This is a genomic window from Sphingomonas sp. 2SG, from assembly GCF_005503285.1.
Classification (GTDB): Bacteria; Pseudomonadota; Alphaproteobacteria; order Sphingomonadales; family Sphingomonadaceae; genus Sphingomonas; species Sphingomonas taxi.
Genome location: NZ_SCMZ01000059.1, coordinates 1 through 20,112 on the forward strand (window position 1 = coordinate 1; position 20,112 = coordinate 20,112).

The 20,112-nt window shown below is 69.1% G+C and carries 20 protein-coding genes and 1 pseudogene; 14 read left to right on the forward strand and 7 right to left on the reverse strand.

What is annotated here, in order from left to right:
* The 3 genes from tolA to pal all read left to right on the forward strand — a co-directional run.
* A partial coding sequence (gene tolA / locus FFS23_RS17545) for a cell envelope integrity protein TolA (RefSeq protein WP_137899621.1) occupies positions 1-772 on the forward strand: 772 nt, incomplete at its 5' end.
* A gap of 304 nt (positions 773-1,076) precedes the next feature.
* The gene (tolB, locus tag FFS23_RS17550) at positions 1,077-2,453 is read left to right on the forward strand and encodes a Tol-Pal system beta propeller repeat protein TolB (RefSeq protein WP_137899622.1); all 1,377 of its coding nucleotides are present in this window, start codon (positions 1,077-1,079) and stop codon (positions 2,451-2,453) included.
* Between the two features lie 55 nt (positions 2,454-2,508).
* Complete coding sequence (gene pal, locus FFS23_RS17555) at positions 2,509-3,033, forward strand: peptidoglycan-associated lipoprotein Pal (protein ID WP_038665080.1); 525 nt, start codon at positions 2,509-2,511, stop codon at positions 3,031-3,033.
* Between the two features lie 117 nt (positions 3,034-3,150).
* Here the strand turns inward: pal and FFS23_RS17560 are convergent, their stop codons facing one another.
* Genes FFS23_RS17560 through FFS23_RS17570 form a run of 3 tightly spaced genes read right to left on the reverse strand, consistent with a single transcriptional unit; the run spans position 3,151 to position 6,143 of the window.
* Complete coding sequence (locus FFS23_RS17560) at positions 3,151-4,011, reverse strand: S1/P1 nuclease (RefSeq protein WP_137899623.1); 861 nt, start codon at positions 4,009-4,011, stop codon at positions 3,151-3,153.
* Positions 4,012-4,059: 48 nt separating this feature from the next.
* A complete protein-coding gene (locus FFS23_RS17565) occupies positions 4,060-4,989 on the reverse strand; it encodes an isoaspartyl peptidase/L-asparaginase family protein (protein ID WP_137899624.1) in 930 nt (309 codons plus the stop codon).
* Positions 4,986-6,143 carry an acyltransferase family protein gene (locus FFS23_RS17570; RefSeq protein WP_137899625.1) on the reverse strand — a complete coding sequence of 386 codons (1,158 nt, stop codon included), beginning with the start codon at positions 6,141-6,143 and terminating at the stop codon, positions 4,986-4,988. Before FFS23_RS17570 ends, FFS23_RS17565 begins: the two co-directional genes overlap by 4 nt.
* A 65-nt stretch (positions 6,144-6,208) precedes the next feature.
* On the opposite strand from FFS23_RS17570, the gene ispG reads away from it, so the two are divergent.
* From ispG to FFS23_RS17595, 5 genes are read left to right on the forward strand one after another with little or no spacing between them, the layout of a single operon-like run.
* Positions 6,209-7,345: a flavodoxin-dependent (E)-4-hydroxy-3-methylbut-2-enyl-diphosphate synthase gene (gene ispG, locus FFS23_RS17575; protein WP_038665090.1), complete on the forward strand. Its 1,137-nt coding sequence runs from the start codon at positions 6,209-6,211 to the stop codon at positions 7,343-7,345.
* Positions 7,346-7,381: 36 nt separating this feature from the next.
* Positions 7,382-7,678: an AbrB/MazE/SpoVT family DNA-binding domain-containing protein gene (locus tag FFS23_RS17580; RefSeq protein WP_038665093.1), complete on the forward strand. Its 297-nt coding sequence runs from the start codon at positions 7,382-7,384 to the stop codon at positions 7,676-7,678.
* Positions 7,675-8,052, forward strand: coding sequence for a type II toxin-antitoxin system VapC family toxin (locus tag FFS23_RS17585; RefSeq protein ID WP_249340739.1), 378 nt, complete (start codon positions 7,675-7,677; stop codon positions 8,050-8,052). Before FFS23_RS17580 ends, FFS23_RS17585 begins: the two co-directional genes overlap by 4 nt.
* Positions 8,049-8,942: a DMT family transporter gene (locus tag FFS23_RS17590; protein ID WP_137899626.1), complete on the forward strand. Its 894-nt coding sequence runs from the start codon at positions 8,049-8,051 to the stop codon at positions 8,940-8,942. Before FFS23_RS17585 ends, FFS23_RS17590 begins: the two co-directional genes overlap by 4 nt.
* Positions 8,939-9,415 carry a GNAT family N-acetyltransferase gene (locus FFS23_RS17595; RefSeq protein WP_137899627.1) on the forward strand — a complete coding sequence of 159 codons (477 nt, stop codon included), beginning with the start codon at positions 8,939-8,941 and terminating at the stop codon, positions 9,413-9,415. The genes FFS23_RS17590 and FFS23_RS17595 overlap by 4 nt, the downstream gene beginning before the upstream one ends.
* A 185-nt stretch (positions 9,416-9,600) precedes the next feature.
* Here the strand turns inward: FFS23_RS17595 and ppa are convergent, their stop codons facing one another.
* From ppa to FFS23_RS17610, 3 genes are all read right to left on the reverse strand, one after another.
* Positions 9,601-10,179: an inorganic diphosphatase gene (gene ppa, locus FFS23_RS17600; protein WP_038665105.1), complete on the reverse strand. Its 579-nt coding sequence runs from the start codon at positions 10,177-10,179 to the stop codon at positions 9,601-9,603.
* Positions 10,180-10,211: 32 nt separating this feature from the next.
* Positions 10,212-12,128 carry a M61 family metallopeptidase gene (locus tag FFS23_RS17605; RefSeq protein ID WP_137899628.1) on the reverse strand — a complete coding sequence of 639 codons (1,917 nt, stop codon included), beginning with the start codon at positions 12,126-12,128 and terminating at the stop codon, positions 10,212-10,214.
* A gap of 67 nt (positions 12,129-12,195) precedes the next feature.
* Positions 12,196-12,792, reverse strand: a complete 597-nt coding sequence (locus tag FFS23_RS17610; protein WP_502702156.1) for a DUF1345 domain-containing protein — start codon at positions 12,790-12,792, stop codon at positions 12,196-12,198.
* Here FFS23_RS17610 and FFS23_RS20745 point away from each other — a divergent pair.
* The 6 genes and pseudogenes from FFS23_RS20745 to FFS23_RS17640 form a co-directional block, all read left to right on the forward strand.
* Positions 12,750-12,866: pseudogene (locus FFS23_RS20745) on the forward strand (hypothetical protein); the annotation flags it as partial. The gene FFS23_RS17610 and the pseudogene FFS23_RS20745 overlap by 43 nt on opposite strands.
* A 36-nt stretch (positions 12,867-12,902) precedes the next feature.
* Positions 12,903-14,147, forward strand: a complete 1,245-nt coding sequence (gene hisS / locus FFS23_RS17615) for a histidine--tRNA ligase (protein ID WP_137899630.1) — start codon at positions 12,903-12,905, stop codon at positions 14,145-14,147.
* A gap of 37 nt (positions 14,148-14,184) precedes the next feature.
* Positions 14,185-15,264 (forward strand): peptide chain release factor 1, encoded by a 1,080-nt coding sequence (gene prfA, locus FFS23_RS17620; protein ID WP_038665117.1) that lies wholly within the window; start codon positions 14,185-14,187, stop codon positions 15,262-15,264.
* A gap of 315 nt (positions 15,265-15,579) precedes the next feature.
* Positions 15,580-16,395 (forward strand): peptide chain release factor N(5)-glutamine methyltransferase, encoded by an 816-nt coding sequence (prmC, locus tag FFS23_RS17630; protein ID WP_137899636.1) that lies wholly within the window; start codon positions 15,580-15,582, stop codon positions 16,393-16,395.
* A 308-nt stretch (positions 16,396-16,703) separates the two neighbouring features.
* Positions 16,704-17,717, forward strand: a complete 1,014-nt coding sequence (locus FFS23_RS17635; protein ID WP_137899632.1) for a DUF4167 domain-containing protein — start codon at positions 16,704-16,706, stop codon at positions 17,715-17,717.
* Positions 17,718-17,865: 148 nt separating this feature from the next.
* Positions 17,866-18,294, forward strand: a complete 429-nt coding sequence (locus FFS23_RS17640; RefSeq protein ID WP_137899633.1) for a CBS domain-containing protein — start codon at positions 17,866-17,868, stop codon at positions 18,292-18,294.
* Here FFS23_RS17640 and FFS23_RS17645 read toward each other — a convergent pair whose 3' ends face one another.
* Positions 18,295-19,779, reverse strand: coding sequence for a lipopolysaccharide biosynthesis protein (locus FFS23_RS17645; RefSeq protein WP_137899634.1), 1,485 nt, complete (start codon positions 19,777-19,779; stop codon positions 18,295-18,297). It lies immediately after the preceding gene.
* Positions 19,780-20,112 lie beyond the last annotated feature (333 nt).

Genomic DNA, 20,112 nt, shown 5'->3' on the forward strand with positions numbered 1-20,112 from the left:
GCCGGCACCCGAGCCCGAACCCGCGCCGCCCGCGCCCGCCCCGAAGCCGGCGCCCGCCAAACCGGCTCCGCCCAAGCCCGCGCCGCCGAAACCGGCGCCCGCACCCGCGCCCAAGCCGGCCCCGGTCAAGCCGCAGCCCAAGCCCAGGCCTGCGGCGGAGGCGCCGGCCAAGCCGTCGCCCAAGCCCGCGCCTGCCAAGCAACCGGCCAAGCCGGCAAAGGCCGCACCGGAGAAGCCCGCCGCCAAGGCACCTGCCGCTCCCGCCAAGACTGCGGGCAAGCCGTCGACCGCACCGGCCAAGCCCGCCGCTGCCAAGGGATCGGGCAGCAGCGAGAGCGCGAAGACCGCCAAGCCGCGCGGCTCGCGCCTCGGCTCGGACTTCCTCGCCGGGCTGACCAGCGATCCGTCGCCGAGCAAGTCGACCGCGCCGCGCGCCGCCAAGATCGACGGCCGCGCGATGGCGTCGATCGTCCAGGCGATCGCGCGCCAGATCCAGCCCTGCGCCGACCGGCAGGTCAATCCGGGGCCGGGCGCCAATGAGATCGTGACGACGCTCAACCTGCGCCTCAACGAGGACGGCACGCTCGCCGCGACGCCGCGGATGGTCCGCCAGTCGGGCGTCACCGACGAGAACGAGCGCTACAAGCAGCGCGTCGTCGATCTCGGCGTGGCGGCGTTCAAGGGCTGCGCGCCGCTCAAGCTGCCGGCCGAATATTATTCGACGCCGTCGGGCGGGTGGAACAACATCAATTTCCAGTGGAAGCTACAGTGATGGGCATCACCGTTCGTGCTGAGCCTGTCGAAGCACGGGCCCGCCACCGGAGCGGCCCCCTCGTGGCACGCGCCCTTCGACGGACTCAGGGCGAACGGTGGGGTGGGGCGTTTCGTCTCGCTTCCCTCCGTCACCCCGGCCTCGAGCCGGGGTCCCGCTTTTCCCCGCAGTCGATGGGCGGCAGCGGGACCCCGGCTCGAGGCCGGGGTGCCGGGCTGGTCCGGAGAGGTCCGGAACGAGTCCGGGATGACGGCAAGTTTGTGGTAAGCGGCATCCATATCGCTCGCGAAAAGGGTTTGAGGTCATGATCCGGTCGTTGCTCATCGCGCTCAGCGTCACCACCGCCGTCCCGGCGTTCGCGCAGGACGCGCCCGCGCCGGCACCGCAACAGCAGCCGGCGACCCCGGCGGGGCAGGAGGCCGCGCCGCTCGAAGTGTCGGTCACCGGCGGCGTCTCGGCGCCGATGCCGATCGCGATTCCGGCAATGCCGACCGCGCAGGTCGTGTCGACCCCGGCGGGTGCCACCGACGTGCTCGGCCGCCAGATGGCCGAGATCATCGCCAACGATCTCAAGAACTCCGGCCTGTTCACGCCGCTCGGCGCGGGCCAGCTCCGCCCCGTCGGCTTTCAGGAGGTCAACGCCCCCGCCTTCGATTATTGGGGCGGCACCGGCGCGCAGGCTCTGGTGCAGGGCTTCGTCCGCGCCACCGGCGACGGCAATCTGACGATCGGCTGCTATCTCTACGACGTCTTTTCGAAGGTCGAGCTGACCCGCTCGGGCTTCGTCGTCTCGCCGTCCGACTGGCGGCGCGCCGGCCACAAATGCGCCGACATGGTCTATGCGCGGCTGACCGGCGAAGGCCCCTATTTCGACAGCCGCGTCGTCTACGTCTCGGAGACCGGGCCGAAGGGCAAGCGCGTCAAGCGGCTCGCGATCATGGATCAGGACGGCGCCAACCACCGCTTCCTGACCAACGGCCAGTCGATCGTGCTGACGCCGCGCTTCGCGCCCAACCAGCAGTCGATCGTCTATATGAGCTACGAGAACGACAAGCCGTCGATCTACGTCTACGATCTCGGCTCGGGCCGGCCGCGGCGTGTCGTGCAGAATGCCGCGCTGACCTTCGCGCCGCGCTTCTCGCCCGATGGCCGCTGGATCCTGTTCTCGATGGCGCAGGGCGGCAATACCGATATCTATCGCGTCTCGGCGCGGGGCGGCACGCCGCAGCGGCTGACCAGCTCGCCGGGCATCGACACCGGCGGCAGCTATTCGCCCGACGGCGCGCGCATCGTCTTCGAGAGCGATCGTTCGGGCGGCCAGCAGATCTACGTCATGAACGCCGATGGCTCGGGCCAGCAGCGGATCAGCTTCGGCGGCGGCCGCTATGCGACGCCGGTGTGGAGCCCGCGCGGCGACCTGATCGCCTTCACCAAATTGGGTGGCGCGTTCCGCATCGGCACGATGTCGCCGTCGGGCGGCGGCGAGAAGATCCTCACCGGCGGCCAGGACGAGGGGCCGAGCTGGTCGCCCAACGGTCGCGTCATCACCTTCTACCGCAGCGGCCAGGGCAGCGGCGGCAAGGCCGATCTGTGGATGGTCGACCTCACCGGGCAGGTCGAGCGCAGGATTCCGACGCCGCTCGATGGGTCGGACCCGGCCTGGGGACCGCTGCGGCCGTAACGCAGCACTATAAGGTTTCGGGGGCGAAACGCACTTACTCACGGGAGATACGACGATGGCCAGACTGACGACCACCCTGCTGACCGCAGCCGCGCTCGCCTCGCTCGGCGCCTGCGCGCACAAGCCCAAGCAGCTGCCGCCGCCGCCTGTCGACAACAGCGCCGGACTCAACACGCCGCCGCCGGCGACCGCGGGCAACGGCGACGGCGCGATCACGCCGGGCTCGGACGCCGACTTCCGCCGCTCGGTCAGCTCGAACACCGTGCTGTTCGGGCTCGACCAGAGCGATATCGATGCGGAGGCGCGCGCGATCCTCGACAGCCAGGCGACGTGGCTGCAGCGCTTCCCGCAGGTCCGCGCGACGGTCGAAGGCCATGCCGACGAGCGCGGCACGCGCGAATACAATCTCGCGCTCGGCGATCGGCGCGCCAACGCGGCGAAGAACTATCTCGTCGCGCGCGGCATCGATCCGTCGCGGCTGACGACGATCAGCTACGGCAAGGAACGTCCGGTGGCGCTGGGCTCGGACGAGGCGAGCTGGGCGCAGAACCGTCGTTCGGTGACGGTGGTGCTGAACTAACGAAACGCGCCGCTCGCGTTTTCCGGCGGCCGTCTGACGAGTGGCCGATCCGGACGTTCATCGGGAGGGTGGAGGCAGAGGCCTCCGCCCTCTTGGTCCTCACGGCGAGGAAGCGCGTCAGCCCAGCGCCTCGTCGAGCAGCTTTGCCAGCCGCAGGCCGCCGCGTTCCACTTCCAGCCGGGCGACGGGCACGATCCGTTCGATCGTCGCCTCGTCGAGCGTCACCTTGGCCGGCGAGGGCGCGCAGGGATCGCCGTTCAGCGCGCTCGCATAGACCACGTCATGCGCGACCTGCCACGACTCGCGGCTCCAGTCGGTCACCGTCCCCGCCGCGATCCGCCGCTTCTCTGCCGCCGGATAGCGCCGCACCAGCGACGGCCCGCTGGTGATCGCGCGCTCGGCGAGCGTACCGTCCCAGATCGAATGGAGGTTGAAGCGCTTCGGCCCGTAGCTGCCATAGGTAGCGGCGACGTCGTTGCCGCCCTTGTCGTTCTTCTCGCCGGCGTGGAGCGGCTGGTGCAGATCGCCGACGAAGTGGATCAGGAATACCAAGGCCTGCACGCGCTCCTTCGCGGGCGCGCGCCGGTTCTTGAGGATCGCGACGTCGCGGGTGATCTGCGCGGAGACGCAATTGCCGTCCTTGCACGCCTCTTCGAGCGTGAACGGCTGGCAGATGTTCACGTCCTGGAAGTGCCAGTTATAGGCATAGCCGAAGCGCGACTTGCCGTCCGGCCCCTTCAGCGGCTTGACGCAATCCGCCCAGGTGCTTGCGCCCTCGATCGTCGTCGCGGGGCATTCGGGCGTGTCGAGCCGCGCCGTCTCGGCGAGCAGCTTGCGGATCGCCGCCTGCGTTCGCGGCGCGACATTGGCGTAAGCGATCCGGGCGACCGTCTGATGCCCGAACTCCCAATAGGCCGACGCCGGCGCGGCGAACCCGAACGCCGGCAGAGCGGCGGCGACAAAGCGGAGGATTTTCATGGTGCTAGGCCATAGCCGCTCGCCGGTGCCACTCCAATGAAAAGCCCGTCACTCGTCGCCGTAGACCGCCACTTCGCGCAGGCCCGCCGCGGTGGCGCGGGCGCGGTACATGCCGGGCGTGGTGAAGCTCCACACCGCCTCGCCGCCCGGTGCGGCGACGATGACGCCGCCGGTGCCGCCGAGCGCACGCACCTCCGCCATCACCGCATCGGCGGCGGCCTGCGGCGTCTCGCCCGACAGGCGGATGCGCGCGCCGATCTCGTGGCCGACGCCGACGCGGATGAAGAATTCGCCCGAGCCGGTGCAGGAGATCGCCGCCGAACGATCGTCCGCATAGGTGCCCGCGCCGATCAGCGGCGAATCGCCGATCCGGCCCCAGCGCTTGCCGGTGACGCCGCCGGTCGAGGTCGCCGCGGCGAGATGCCCCGCGGCATCGCGCGCGACCGCGCCGACGGTGCCGTATTTCATGTCGATGTCGAAGGCGTTGGCATTGCGCGCGAGCAATTCGTCGAGCTGGCGGCGGCGCTCCTCGGTGGCGAACCATGCCGGGTCCTGCGCCGCGATCCCCTGTTCGCGGGCGAAGCGTTCGGCGCCGTCACCGCTGAGCAGGACGTGCGGGCTCGCCTCCATCACGCGGCGCGCGAGGCCGACTGGCGAGCGCGTTGCGGTCAGGCCGGCGACGGCGCCCGCGGCGCGGGTGCGGCCGTCCATGATCGCCGCGTCGAGCTCGATCGTGCCTTCGCGGGTATAAGCGGCGCCGCGGCCGGCGTTGAAATGTGGATCCTCCTCGAGCACGCGCACCGCCGCCTCGACCGCGTCGAGTGCGCCCCCGCCCTCGGACAGGATCGCGGCGCCGGTGTCGAGCGCCAGCGCGAGCGCCGCGCGGACGCCGTGGTCCTGCGCCGGGGTGAGGCGGTGGCGTTCGATCGAACCGGCGCCGCCGTGGAGGACGAGCGACCAGTCTGGCGTATCGGTCATGATGCAGCCTTATGCGTGGGATGGGGCAGGGGGCGCAGCCCGATCAGCGGTCGCAGCGGCGCGATCCGCCGGCCGACCAGATAGAAGCCGAGGCAGCCGAGGATCGTCGCGGCGATCAGCAGCGCGCATTCGACGCCGCCGGACAGGCCGACCGGCATCAGCCAATAGGCGACGACGACGATGATCGTCTGGTGGACGAGGTAGAAGGGGAATACCGCCTCGGTGAGCAGCGGGCGCCACCGTGCGTCGCGGTTCCAATGCCGTTCGGCGAAGCCGATCAGCGCGAGGATCGTCCCCCATTGCTGCACCGCATGCGCCGCGCCGTAGATCGGGTAAAGCCAGCGCGGCGCATCGCCGTTCAGCCCCAGCTCGACCGCGAGGATGAAGCCATAGCCGAGCACGCCCATCGCTGCGCCGGCCCAGCGCCAGCGCACGCACGTGCCGAGCACCGGCGGCGACCCCGCCAGCGCGAAGCCGAACAGGAAGGCGGGCAGATAGATGAGATGCGCCATCGCGTCGGTGAACGGATTCTGCGTCTCATAGCCCATCGGGAACCACCAGCCGTGGACGCACACCAGCCATAAGGTCGGCACGATCGGCAGCGCCAGCCCGGCAAACAGCCGGTCGAACGCCCCTTGCGCGCCGCGCCAGCGGACCAGCGGCACCAGCAGCGCGAGCACGACCGTATAGAGCCACAGATACAGCACGAACCACAGATGGTTGAGCGCCGGCAGCACGATCCCGCCGAGCGTGCCGAAGCGGAAATAGTCGTGCGTCCAGAAGGTGAGGAAGCCGCCGGTATAGCCATGTTGCGTGACCAGCTCGACCCAGGATTGCGGCGGCACCACCAGAGCGACGCCGAAGCCGAGCGGCACCAGCAGCCGCAGCGTACGCTGGCGCAGGAAGCCGCTTACCCCCGGCGCGCGGGTCAGCAGCGCGCGACTCGCATAGCCCGAGACGACGAACAACAGGCTCAATCGCCACGCATTGACCGCGAGCATCGGCAGCACCGCCCAGGCGGCGCCGTGCGCGCTCTTGGCGTGGAAGCCCCAGGGGACGAAAACCATGCCGACATGATAGACGATCAATATGGCGAAGGCGGCGACGCGCAGCCAGTCGAGGCCGTAATGGCGGGGGATCGGGACGCGCGACATCGTAAGTGGTTAGCGCCCTACACCAGCGCCTTTGAACCGCAACCCGGCTGCTGTATATAAGCCCCATGTCCTTACGTCCGTGGCGCGATATCGTCCGCCGTCCGAGCCGCCAGATCATGGTCGGCAACGTTCCCGTGGGTGGCGACGCCCCGGTCACCGTGCAGACGATGACCAATACGCCGACGCCCGATATCCGCGCGACGCTCGACCAGATCCGGCGGTGCGAGGAGGCGGGGGTCGACATCATCCGTGTCTCCTGCCCCGACGTCGATTCGACCGTGGCGCTGAAGCAGATCGTGCGCGGCTCGAACGTGCCGATCGTCGCCGACATCCATTTCCACTACAAACGCGCGCTGGAAGCCGCCGACGCGGGTGCCGCCTGCCTGCGGATCAACCCGGGCAATATCGGCAGCAGCGAGCGCGTCGCCGAGGTGGTGCGCGCCGCCAAGGCGAACGGCTGTTCGATCCGCATCGGCGTCAACGGCGGCAGCCTCGAGAAGGATCTGCTCGAGAAATATGGCGAGCCGTGCCCGGATGCGCTGGTGGAAAGCGCGCTCGATCATATCAAGCTGCTCCAGGACCACGATTTCCACGAATATAAGGTGGCGGTGAAGGCGTCCGACCTGTTCCTCGCGGTCGCCGCTTATCAGCAGCTCGCCGAGGCGGTGGATTGCCCGCTGCACCTCGGCATCACCGAGGCGGGCGGCTTCGTCGGCGGCACGGTCAAGTCGGCGATCGGCATCGGCAGCCTGCTCTGGTACGGGATCGGCGACACGATCCGCGTCTCGTTGTCGGCCGAGCCCGAGGACGAGGTGCGCGTCGGCTTCGAGATGCTGAAGGCGCTCGGCATCCGCAACCGCGGCGTGCGTGTGGTGAGCTGCCCGAGCTGTTCGCGGCAGGGGTTCGACGTGATCCGCACCGTACAGGCGCTGGAGGAGCGGCTCCAGCATATCCGCACGCCGATGAGCCTGTCGGTGCTCGGTTGCGTCGTCAACGGCCCGGGCGAGGCGCGCGAGACCGACATCGGCATCACCGGCGGCGGCAACGGCAAGCACATGGTCTATCTGTCGGGCGTCACCGACCATCACGTCCAGGACGAGGGGATGATCGACCATATCGTCCGGCTGGTCGAGGCCAAGGCGGCGGAGATCGAGGCGGCGGATGCGGCAGCGCAGGCGCCGCAGGTCGTGGCGGCGGAATAGGTCCTGTGGTACAGGTCGGGTATCAGGAGACTCGACATGACCCAACAGGCCAAGGTGATCGATGGCGGCAAGGTCGTCATCCCGGCGAACATCCGTCGCGAACTCGACATCAAGCGGGGCGACTCGCTCGTCGTCGAGCGTGATGCGGCAGGTGCAATCATCCTGAAGACCTATGCGCAGGTTGCCCGCGAAGCACAGCAGCGGTTCCGTGACATGCGCGGTGCCGACGGGGCGGGCAGCAGCAGCGTGGTCGACGAGCTGATCGCCGATCGCCGCGACGAGGCACGCCGCGAGGCCGCCCGGGACGAGGCTTGGCAGGCGCGCCAGCGGTGACGGTCGTCGATGCGTCGGCGGTGCTGGCCATGATCTTTGAAGAGCCCGGCAGTGCGATGGTATTGGCGCACTGTCGCGGTGCGCTGTTCAGCGCGGTCAATCTCGATGAGATTCTGCACAAGGTCGCACGCCGCGGACTCGATCCAGCGGCGATCGAGGAGCAACTGACCAAATTGCAGATCATCGTCGTGCCGTTCGATGCCGGTCAGGCACGTGTCTCCGCTGCCTTGCACCCGCGGTTGCACGGCACCGATACGTCCTTTGCGGATCGCGCGTGCCTTTCGCTCGCTCTGGCGACAGGGGGTGCGGTACTGACCGCGGACACGAAGTGGAGCGCGCTGGGTCTGGATCTCGACATCTGCTTGATCCGATGAAGCGCGAGGTTTCGCCGCTTGCCGCCTTCGCCGTCGCGGCGGCCGGCATCGCCGTCTATTCGGCGATGGATACGCTGATGAAGGGGCTGTCGATCGCAAGCGGCGCCTATGCCGCGGTGCTCTGGCGGTCGCTCGCCGGGGTCGCCTTGCTCGCGCCGGTCTTCCTTGCGCGACGCATGCGCTGGCCCGGGGCGAAGGCGTTGCGACTGCACGTCGCGCGCGGCGCGACCGGCGGGGCGTCGGTGCTGCTGTTCTTCTGGGGGCTGGCACGCGTGCCGATGGCGCAGGGCGTCGCGCTGACCTTCCTCGCGCCGCTGATCGCCTTGTTTCTCGCCGGGCTGACGCTGGGCGAGCGCATCCGCCGTGCCGCGATCGGCGGGTCGCTCGTCGCCAGCCTTGGCGTGCTGATCATCGCGGCCGGGCAGGTGCAGGCGCATGCCTCTGATGCGGTGGTGATGGGCAGCGTCGCGATCCTCGCCGCCTCGGTGATCTATGCGGTCAGCCTGATCCTGCTGCGTCAGCAGGCGCAGGCCGCCGATCCGCTCGAAGTGGCGCTGTTCACCAGCGTCGTGCTGAGCGGCCTGCTGCTGGTCGCCGCGCCGTGGTTCGGTCGCTTGCCAACGACCGATCAACTGCCCGTCGTGTTCGGTGCGGCGCTGCTCGGCTCGATCTCGGCGGTCGCGCTTGCCTGGGCCTATGGCCGGGCCGAGGCGCAGGTGCTCGCGCCGACCGAATATACCGCCTTCGTCTGGTCGGCGCTGTTCGGCTGGCTGGCCTTCGCCGAGCGCGTCTCGCCCTATACGGTCGCCGGTGCGCTGTTCATCATCGCCGGCTGCCTCGTCGCGATCCGCAAGCCCGCGCCGGGCCCGCAAACGGAAGCCGCCTTATGATCCGCCCCGCCTCGCCCGCCGACATCGCCGTCATTCTGCGCTTCGTTCGCGAGCTGGCTGCGTTCGAGCGCGAACCCGATGCGGTCGAGGCGACGGAGGCGACGCTGCACGAGGCGCTGTTCGGCGCGCAGCCGGCCGCGGAGGCGGTGATCGCCGAGGACGACACCGGGCCGCTCGGCTTCGCGGTGTTTTTCCACAATTTCTCGACCTGGGCGGGACGGCGCGGGCTGTATCTGGAGGATCTGTACGTGACGCCCGACGCGCGGGGGAAGGGCGTCGGCGGCGCCTTGCTGCGCCATCTCGCCGCGCTGGCGGTGGCGCGCGGCTGTGCGCGGTTCGAATGGTCGGTGCTCAACTGGAACGCCGACGCCATCGCCGTCTATCGCCGGATCGGCGCGGTGGGGATGGAGGACTGGACGATCCAGCGGGTCAGCGGCGACGCGCTGAAGCGGCTGGCGGCAAGCGGCGGCTGACGCGAGGCGCCCCGCCGGCGTGTCGATTGACCCGTCCGTCGCCACCACCGTTCGGGCTGAGCCTGTCGAAGCCCATGGTCCCGATCGCAAGCTGCCCTTCGACAGGCTCAGGGCGAACGGTTGAGGTACGGGTCGTCTCTCAGGGGGCAGATCGGGGCGCGACCGACGGCCGCGCCCCGCGTCGCTCAGTCGCGGCCCGGAACCTCATATTCGTGCGGCTCTTCGCCCTGCGCCTTGGCGGCGTCGTAGCGCTCGATCGCCTCGCGGACGATGCGGCGCGCCTCTTCGCGGTCGCCCCAGGTGCCGACGCGCACCCACTTCTTCTTCTCCAGGTCCTTATAGTGCGTGAAGAAATGCTCGATCTGCTCGAACACGATCTCCGGCACGTCGGCGCGGCCGCCGACGTTCGAATAATAAGGGAAGACCTCGTCGACGGGGACGCAGACGAGCTTCTCGTCGCCGCCGGCCTCGTCCTCGAGGTTGAGCACCGCGATCGGCCGGGCGCGGACGACGCAGCCGGGGATGAACGGCGAGCGCGCGATCACCAGCGCATCGAGCGGATCGCCGTCGGGCGACAGCGTGTGCGGCACGAAGCCGTAATTGGCCGGATAGCGCATCGGCGTGTGCAGGATGCGATCGACGAACAACGCGCCCGACGCCTTGTCGAATTCGTACTTCACCGGCTCGCCGCCGGTCGGCACCTCGATGATGACGTTGAGGTCGTCGGGCGGGTTCTTGCCGACCGGAATCAGATCAATACGCATGCATGTCCTTCACAATTCTTGGCCGCCGCCCCTCAGCGCGGCGCCAACAGCTTGTCGAGCCCGGTCTCGCCCGTGCCGGTCTTCTGCAAGTGCGGATACCGCGGGCCGCCGTGATAGTCGATGGCGACTTCGCGGTACCGTGGCCCATTCTTGAGCAATAATCGGATCGGTTGCTTGGACGTCTGGGCATTGACGATCGCTGCTTTCATGGCATCGCCGCTATAGGCGGTGTCGTTCACCGCCTGGATCACGGTGCCGACATCGAGTCCCGCCTTGAATGCCGGCGAATCCCAGATCACCTGCCCGACTTCGCCGTCCTTGCCGATCGACAGACCGATCGAATAGGTGACGTTGATCGTGCCGCTCTTCTCGGCATTGGTGAAATACTTGGTCGGCTCGGGACCGTAGACGAGCGTATAGCCGTTCATCGCGAAGCCCTTGACCGGCGCGGGCTGGCCGGTCTCGGTGATCCGCTTGCGCAGGAAGCCCGCCCAGTCATAGGGCTGGATCGCGTTGAGCGTCGCGGCGACATCCTCGAAGCGATAGGTCAGTTCGCCCCAGTCGCCGTCGCGCACGCCGAAGAAGGCGCGGGCGAAATCGTCGATCGACTTGGTTCCGCCCGACTGCTGGCGGAGCATCGCGTCGACCTCCATCCAGACCATCAGGCCTTCGTTGTAATAATCCTCCGACCGCTGCCAGCTCGTCCAGCCCTTGGGCCGGCGGGCCGAGATCACCGGATCGTTGGTGGTATCGACCAGATCGCGCCACTGGCGCGCCGGCGCGAGATCGTAGAGGCCGGCGATGCCGGCATAAGCGTCGAGCGTGTCCTGCTTGCTGACCAGCCCGGAGCGCGCCTGGAGGACATAGCCCCAGAATTGCGTCTGCCCCTCATAGACCCAGAGCAGCGAGCCGCGCATCGGCGTGCGGTAATCGGGCGTCCACAGATCGGCGCCGCGGCGGAACTTGCCGTCCCAGCTGTGGGTGAATTCGTGCGGCAGCAGATTGCGTGCGGCGACGTTGCTGTCCCATTCGGTGAAATAGGTCGGCCGCGAGCCGTTTTCCGAGCTGCGATGATGTTCGAGGCCGATGCCGCCAAGCTGGTCGGAGAGCGACAGCAGGAATTCGTAATGGTCGTAATGCTGCGCACCGAAGGTCTTCACCGCCTGTTCGACGAGCCGCTTGTGCGCGTCGATCTGTTCGGGCTTGGCGGCGAGCAACTCGGGCGAATCGGCGAAGACGTTGAGCTTCACCCGGTCGCTGAGTGGCCAGGTCTTGCCGTAGCGGCCGGCGAGCATCGGCGAATCGACCAGCACCTCGTAATTGGTCTTGTCATAGGCGTAGGTCGAGCCGACCGCCTTGGCGGGCACCGCGCCCGCCGCGGTCCAGCCGGTCGGGAACTTCACCGTCATCTGGATCGGGATCTGGCGGGTGAAATAGCCGGCCGGATAGAGGCTGACCGAATTGGGCTGCAGGCTGATCAGGTTGGGCGTCACCGCGATGCGGCCTTGGTCGGGCTTGGTGGCCGACAGGAACTGGAATTCGACGTCGAGCGTGCGCACGCCGGCGGGCACGTCGATGTGGAAGGCGAAGACGTCGACCGGATCGCGCGTCCACGGCAGGATGCGGCCGTTGCCGCGGATCACCAGACCGGCGAGCTTCTCGATCTCGCCGCGCGGCGAATGCGCGCCGGGCAGCCATTTGGGGAACAGCAGCGCCATCGCGCCCGCCTTGGCAACGGGGATCGTCTCATGCACGCGGAAGATGCCGCGCTCGGTATCGGTCGCGTCGACCTCGACCTTCAGCGTGCCGGGATAGGGCACGTCGCGCGGCGCCGGGATCGTGTCGACGAAGGGCGACGGCTGCGGCGCGCTATTGCCGGCGGGGACCTGTGCCAGCGCCGGCGTGGCGGCGGACAGGAAGAGGGACGCGACGACGAGCTTGCGGATCATGGAGGGCTTTCGGCGAAAGAATGTTGCGGCAATGTGTAAGCGGCCGAAAGGTCACCCGTCCAGTCCTTTACCCGCCGCCGCCGCCCAATACGTTGACGGTGAACGCCACCACGCCGAGATTGAACACGAAGGCGGCGAGCGTATGGCCCAGCACCACCCGCCGGATGCGCCGCGAGCCGATCTGCACGTCCGACGTCTGGAAGGTCATGCCCAGCGTCGCGCTGAAGTAGAGGAAGTCCCAATAATCGGGCTCCTTGCAGTCAGGGAAGTCGAGTCCGCCCTCATCCTTCCCGTCCTCGCCCGCGCTGTAGAACAGATGCGCGTAATGCATCGCATAGACCATGTTGACGAACAGCCACGCCAGCGCCAGCGTCGCGATCACCAGCACGATCGCATAAGCGTCGTTGCGCCCCTTCAGTTCGCCGGCGACCGCGACCAGGATCACCACCATCGTCGCCGCGGTGATCGCCAGCAGCGCGGCGCGATTGGCGTCGTTGTCGCGCGCCGAACGCCGCATCCGTGCCGCCTCGCCGTGGCGGAACAGCGTCGAGACGGCGAGGAGGAAGACGATCGCGGCGATGTCGAACGCCGCCATCAGCCCGCGACCGCGGCCCAGCACGGGGATCAGCCCCGCCAGCCCCGCGACGAAGACGATCGCGAACAGCGCGAACCGCGGCGGCGCGATGCGGCTGCCGATTCCCCAATAGGCTTGACGGTCGGTCATCGTTGGGGTGCTAGCGCTTGGCCGCGGGCTCGCCTAGATAGCGCCCGCATATGGCCCGTATCGAAACGCCGCGCCGGGTGCGCGGAACCCAGGACATCTTCGGCGACGACCAGCGCCGCTTCGCTTATGTGCTCGCGACGTTCGAGCGCGTGCGGCATCTGTATTGCTTCGGCCGCGTCGACCTGCCCGTCTTCGAGGCGACCGAGGTGTTCGCGCGCTCGATCGGCGAGACCACCGACGTCGTGTCGAAGGAGATGTACACCTTCCCCGATCGCGGCGGCGATTCGCTGACGCTGCGCCCGGAGTTCACCGCGGGGATCGCCCGCGCCTTCCTGACCGAGGGCTGGCAGCAATATGCGCCGCTCAAGATCACGACGAGCGGTGCGGTGTTTCGCTACGAGCGTCCGCAGAAGGGGCGATACCGCCAGTTCCACCAGATCGACGCCGAGATCCTCGGCGCGGTGGAGCCGGCGGCGGACGTCGAATTGCTGGTGATGGCGGACCAGCTGCTGCGCGAGCTCGGCATCGCCGATGGCGTGACGTTGCAGCTCAACACCTTGGGCGATGCCGAGACGCGCGAGGCATGGCGCGCCGGTCTGGTCGCGCATTTCGAGGCGCACCGGAGCGAACTGTCCGAGGACAGCCTGACCCGGCTCGACAAGAACCCGATGCGCATCCTCGATTCGAAGGACCCGCGCGACCGGCCGATCGCCGATGCTGCGCCGGACATTGACGCCTATCTGACGCCCGAGGCGCGCGCCTTCTTCGATGCGGTGACGGCGGGACTGGATGCGGCGGGCGTCGCGTGGACGCGCAACGCGCGGCTGGTACGCGGCCTCGATTATTACCGCCACACCGCATTCGAATTCGTCACTGACCGGCTCGGCGCGCAGGGCACGGTGCTGGCGGGTGGCCGCTACGACGGGCTGGTCGAGAGCCTCGGCGGCGCGCCCACCCCCGGCGTCGGTTGGGCGGCGGGGGTCGAGCGGCTCGCGATGCTGCTCGACGAGCCGGCGGCGCCGACGATCGACGCGGTGGTCGTGCCGATGGGCGCGGCGGCCGAAGCGCGCGCGCTCGGCCTCGTCGCCGAGCTGCGCCGCGCCGGCGTCGCGGTCGACATGGCCTATAAGGGCAAGATGAAGCAGCGGCTCGCCAAGGCGGACGCGCTCGGTGCCCGTCATGCGCTCATCATCGGCGACGACGAACTCGCCGCCGGCGTCGCGACTGTGAAGACGCTCGCCAGCGGCGACCAGCGGCAGGTCGCCTTCGCCGCTCTCGCCGAGGCGCTGCGATGAGCGCGCGGGCAATCCTCCCGGTGTCGGGGAGGATCGGATGACCACCATCTCCCCCGAACGAATCGCGCAGATCGAGGCGCGGCGTGACGAGTTGCAGGCGCTGATGGCGACCGGCGACCTGCCGTCCGATCGCTTCGTCGCGGTGTCGAAGGAATATGCCGAGCTCGAACCCGTCGCCGCGGCAGCCGGCGAGGTACGCCGCCTGCGCCAGGAAGCGGACAGTCTCGCCTATATGGCGGAGGACACCGGCGACGAGGAATTGCGGCTGATGGCGGCCGAGGAGCTGCGCGACAATCGCGCCGCGCTCGACGCCGCCGACCGCCGGCTTGCGCTGGCGCTGCTGCCGCGCGACGCCGCCGACGCGCGCGCCGCGATGCTCGAGATCCGCGCCGGCACCGGCGGCGACGAGGCGGCGCTGTTCGCCGGCGACCTGTTCCGCATGTACCAGCGCTATGCCGAGCGGCAGGGCTGGCGCGTCGAGCTCATCAGCGGCTCGTCGTCGGATGCGGGCGGCTTCAAGGAGGTCGTCGCCTCGGTCACCGGCACCGGCGTGTTCGCGAAGCTCAAGTTCGAGGCGGGCGTCCACCGCGTCCAGCGCGTCCCCGCCACCGAGGCGGGCGGACGCATCCACACCTCGGCGGCGACGGTCGCGGTGCTGCCCGAGGCGGAGGACGTCGACGTCCGCATCGACGAGGCGAAGGACCTGCGCATCGACGTCTATCGCTCGTCCGGCCCCGGCGGCCAGTCGGTCAACACCACCGACAGCGCGGTGCGCATCACCCATCTGCCCACCGGCCTCGTCGTCATCCAGCAGGACGAGAAGTCGCAGCACAAGAACAAGGCCAAGGCGCTGAAGGTCCTGCGCACCCGGCTCTATGAGGCGGAGCGCGAGCGGCTCGCCAACGAGCGGTCGGGGACGCGCCGCGCGATGGTCGGCTCGGGCGACCGGTCGGAGCGGATCCGGACGTATAATTTCCCGCAGGGGCGGGTGACCGACCACCGCATCAATCTGACGCTGCACCGTCTGCCCGAGATCCTCGAAGGCGAGATGGACGAACTGATCGGCGCGCTGATCGCGCAGGACGAGGCGGAGCGGCTGGCCTCGCTCGACGGGTGATGCGGGCGGACCGCGGCGGATGCCCTTCGCCATCCTGGCGGAAGCCGGCACGCTTGGACGCGATGTCCACGTGGATGAGCGCTGCCATCCGCCCTCGTCCACCGCTCACCGCCCTGCCAACTACTCGGCCAACGTATCGCGCGTATGGCGCGCCTCCCCACCTTCCGCTGTCATCCCCGCGCAGGCGGGGATCCATGGATGCGATGTCGTCCGCATGGCTGCGCGCCGTCGGTCGCCCGCAATCAAGTCTCCCGGCATGCGCCGACATGACCGAGAAGGGGCCATGACGGCGTGACCACCCCCGACCCCGCCGCCATGCGCGCCGCGCTCGCCGAAGCGACCGCGCGCCTCGCTTTCTCTCCGACCGCACGCCTCGACGCCGAGTTGCTGATGGCGCACGCGCTCGGCATCGAGCGCAGCCGGCTGCTGCTCGACATGGCGCGCGCCGTCCCGCCCGCCTTCGCCGCGCTGGTCGACCGCCGCGCGGCGCACGAGCCGGTCGCCTATATCACTGGCACGCGCGGCTTCTGGACGATCGACCTCGCCGTCGGGCCCGGAGCGCTCGTTCCGCGCCCCGACAGCGAGACGCTGCTGATCGCCGCCGCCGGCCATTTTGGCGGCGATGCGCCTGCGACGGTGCTCGATCTCGGCACCGGCCCCGGCACGCTGCTGCTCGCCGCGCTCGACGAATGGCCGGCGCGTGGCCTCGGCATCGACCGTTCGGCGGTGGCGCTCGATTATGCCCGACGCAATGCCGAGCGGCTCGGCATGGCCGACCGCGCGCGCTTCGTCCGCGGCGACTGGGCGGCGGCGCTCGATGCCCGTTTCGACCTCGTCCTCGCCAATCCGCCCTATATCGGCACCGGCGAAACCCTCCCCGACGAGGTCCGCGCGCACGAACCCGCCAGCGCCTTGTTCGCCGGCGCCGACGGCCTCGACGACTATCGCGTCCTCGCCCGGCAACTGCCGCGGCTGATCGCGCCAAGTGGCTGCGCCGCCGTGGAAATCGGTCATACCCAGGCAAAATCGGTCGCCGCCTTGTTCGCTGGGCAGGGGCTGACCAGCCAGATCCACCGCGATCTCGGCGGGCGCGACCGCTGCCTGCTCGTCCGGCTCGCGCATCGGGGTTGAAAGAAGCGTGGCCGGCCCTCATATTTCGCTTGTCGGACCTGCCTCACGCCAGCTATTGGTCGGGCCGGGGCACGCAGCATCAGCATTGGCAGGTTGATCGGCACGCGGTGACCCGCATCCTTCGTCATGTCGCCACCGACCATCGGTGGCCGTGGCAGGCTCGAGCGGCGCTTATGGCACGCGGCGACCCGGAAGGGCGCGTTGTTCGGCTGGCGGATGCCGGGTCGGGCAGGTCGATGCGGGATTGGCCGCGATCGACCGGATTGGTTTTCCAGGGACCATTTATACTCTGATCATGGGACAGTAGCTTGATCAACAATCGGCAGCAGAACGGCCGCCGTCGCGGTCGTGGCGGTAACAATGGTGGCAATAACGGTCCCCGTCAGGGCGGCCAGGGTCGGCCCGACAACGGCAACCGCATCGACAGCCGCGCACGCGGCAACGCGAACCAGTTGTTCGAAAAGTACAAGAACCTCGCCGGCGAGGCACAGCGCCAGGGCGATCGCGTCACCACCGAATATTACCTCCAGTTCGCGGATCATTATTTCCGCGTGATCGCTGACCAGCGCGGCCGGTTCGAGGACAACAGCCAGCCCAAGCGCCAGCAGCCGTTCGATCTCAACGACGACGACGATTACGGCGACGAGGGCGAACCGATCCGCGCCGGCGAGCAGGACGGCAACGATCAGCGTGACCAGCAGGGTCAGGCGCGCGGCGACCAGCAGCGCGACGACCGCGGCAATCGCGACGACCGGCCGCAGCGCCAGGCACGTCAGTGGGAGGACCGCGGCAATCGCGACGACCGCGGCCAGCGCGACGGCAATCGCGATTCCGGCCGCGACGCCAGCCGGGACGATCGCCCGCAGCAGCGCGAGGAGCGCTCCGCCCGAGAGGATCGTCCGCAGCAGCAGCGCGAGGATCGCCCGCAGCGCGAGGATCGCGTCCGCCGCCCCCGGTTCGAGGCGGCCGAACAGCCGGTCGAGGTCGCCGGCCAGCGCCGTGCCGATCCGCTCGCCGAGGGCGAGAATCTGCAGGAGCGGACCGAAGCGGTGCTTGAGGCGGATTCGCCGGTGCTCGCACCGCGCCCGCGTCGGGGCCGTCCGCGCCGCGACGCGCAGGCCGATGCCGCGCCCGAGGCCGCTGTCGCACCCGAGGCGCCGGTCGCACCGGTCGCCGAGGCGCCGGAGAGCAATGGCGTCGATGCCGATCGTCTGCCGCCGTCGCTCAACATCTCCGCCGCCAACGACGCCGGGGACGAAGCGCCCAAGCCGCGTCGCCGCCGCGTGCGCACCCCCGCCGCGGACGTTCCCGCCGCGGAATGAGCGGGTCGCGCTGATCTGATCCGGAGGCCGGTTCCGCGAGGAGCCGGCCTTCGTCGTTTCCGGCGCTTTGCCAAGTCGCTGCAAACGTGGTCTCCTGCCGGCAACCGCCTTCGCATCGTACGGAGTCGGAACGAAGGAGAGGAATGGCATGACGATCGCGGCAATCCTGCGCGACAAGGGCGGCGACGTGGTCTCGCTGCCGCGCGATGCGACCTTGGGGCAGGCGGTGGCGCTGCTCGCCGAACGCCGGATCGGCGCGGTGCCGGTGATCGACGCGGGCAGCGTGGTCGGCATCGTCTCCGAACGTGACGTCGTCTATTCGCTCGCCGCGCATGGCGTCGCGGCGCTCGATCTCGCGCTTGCCGAGGTGATGACGCAGCCGGTGCAGCAGGTCGCGCCGGGCGAGCCGGTGATCGGTGCCCTGTCCCTGATGACCCGGCGGCGCATCCGCCATCTGCCGGTGGTCGAGGGGGCGCGGCTGGTCGGCTTCGTCTCGATCGGCGATCTCGTCAAATATCGCATCGACCGGATCGAGGCGGAAGCCGCGGCGATGCGCGACTATATCCAGGGCGGCTGATCAGGCCGCCGGCAGCGGGCGTTTGCGGACGAGGGCGATCAGTTCGCGGATCGTGCCGCGCGCGAAGAGCGCCAGCCACGCACCATAGGTGGCGGCGCCGACCGCGACGAGCGCCGCCAGCCGGGGCGGCGGCGGCAGCGCCGGCAGCAGCCGGTCGACCAGCGTCACCACCAGCGCCATGCCGATCGCGGCGCATGCCGACGGCGCGATCGCGCCGACGAGGTCGCGTCCGCTCGCGCCGATCACCGGCAACGACCGCCGGCTGCTTGCGAGCAGATAGAGCGGATAGGCGGCGATCCAGCTCCAGCCAAGCCCGACCGGTCCCCAACGCACGCCGATCAGGAAGGCGAATCCGAGCAGCATTGCGCCGACCGCACCGTTGCGCGCGCCGATCCCCGGCCGGCCGCGCGCGTCGCAGGCGGGTGCATAGAGCACTTGCAGCGTCATGAACGGCATCGCCAGCGCGATCAGCCGGACGACCGGCGTCACCTCCGCCCATTTGGCGTCGAGCATCGTCAGCACCAACGGTTCGGCGGTTGCCGCGAGACCGAGGTAGAAGGGCAAGGCGAGCACCATGATGACGCGCACCGCGCGCACGAAGGCGCGGGCGACCGCACCCTCGTCATGCTGCATCCGCGCATAGGCGCTGAACGCCACCTCATTGAGCGGCGGCACGAACTTCGAGACGAAGATCTGCGCCAGGAACAGCGCGGTGGTGTAGATGCCGAGCTGGTGCGGGTTGAACCGGCGGCCGGCGATGAAGACGTCGATCTGGCTCTGCAGGAACCAGAAGAACTGTCCCGCCGCCATCATCCCGCCATAGCGCGCGAGATGACCGGCGCCGCGGAAGTCGAAGCTCGGCCAGATCAGCGACCGCGCCGCCCAGGTCAGCATGATCGCACGCACCGCGTAGAGCGCGATCGGCGCCCAGACGAGCGTCCACACCCCCCATCCGGCCAGCGCGCCGCCCAGGGCCGCGCCCGCGCCGGCGAGCGAGGCGGCGAGATTGGCCGCCGCCTGCCTGCGGAACTCCATCGCCCGGCTGAGCAGCGCATAAGGGAGCGCGGCGAACGGGGTGATGAGGTAGATCAGCGCCTGGACGCGCAGCAGCGCGGCGACCTCCGGCTGCCGGTAATAGGCCGCGGCGAGCGGCGCGATCGAGACCTGCGCGATCGCCAGCACGAGGTTGAGCGCGATCAGCATCCCGAACGATTGCCGCACCTGCCGCGCCGAAACGTCGTCCCGCTGGATCAATCCACTCGCCAGCCCATAGCCATTGAGCATATTGAGAAAAACAAGGACCACTCCCGTCATCGCGTACAGCCCGTAGTCGCGCGGATCGAGGATGCGGATCACCAGGAAGGTCGCCGCCCATTGCACCATCTGCGCGCCGATCTGGCTTCCCGAGCGCCAGATTACCGCACGGCGCACCTGCGTACCGAACGATTCGGCGGCGTCTGTGCGGGGAGGGGGGGTGATCGCCATGACGGGGCGGTACAGACCTTGCTCTTCACATCTCGTAAACCCCCGGAAATCCGAGGCTTGAAGATTTGTGACAGGAAAAATGCAAAAAGCGTTTGACGGCTCGGAACACCCCGCCTAGAGGGACGTCACCGCAGCGACGGACCACACGGTTCGCTTCTACGGTCACCGAAATCAAGGCGCTGATGTCGCCCTCCCAAAGAGAGGGTTGGACGAAGCGTCGGTTTTTGTCGGCTCTTTGACATTGTTGAACAGATGAAGGGACATGTGGGCGGCGGCTCCGGTCTACGGCGTTTCAAGGCGTCGTGTGGTCGGTTAAAGCTTAGCTCGCTCTAT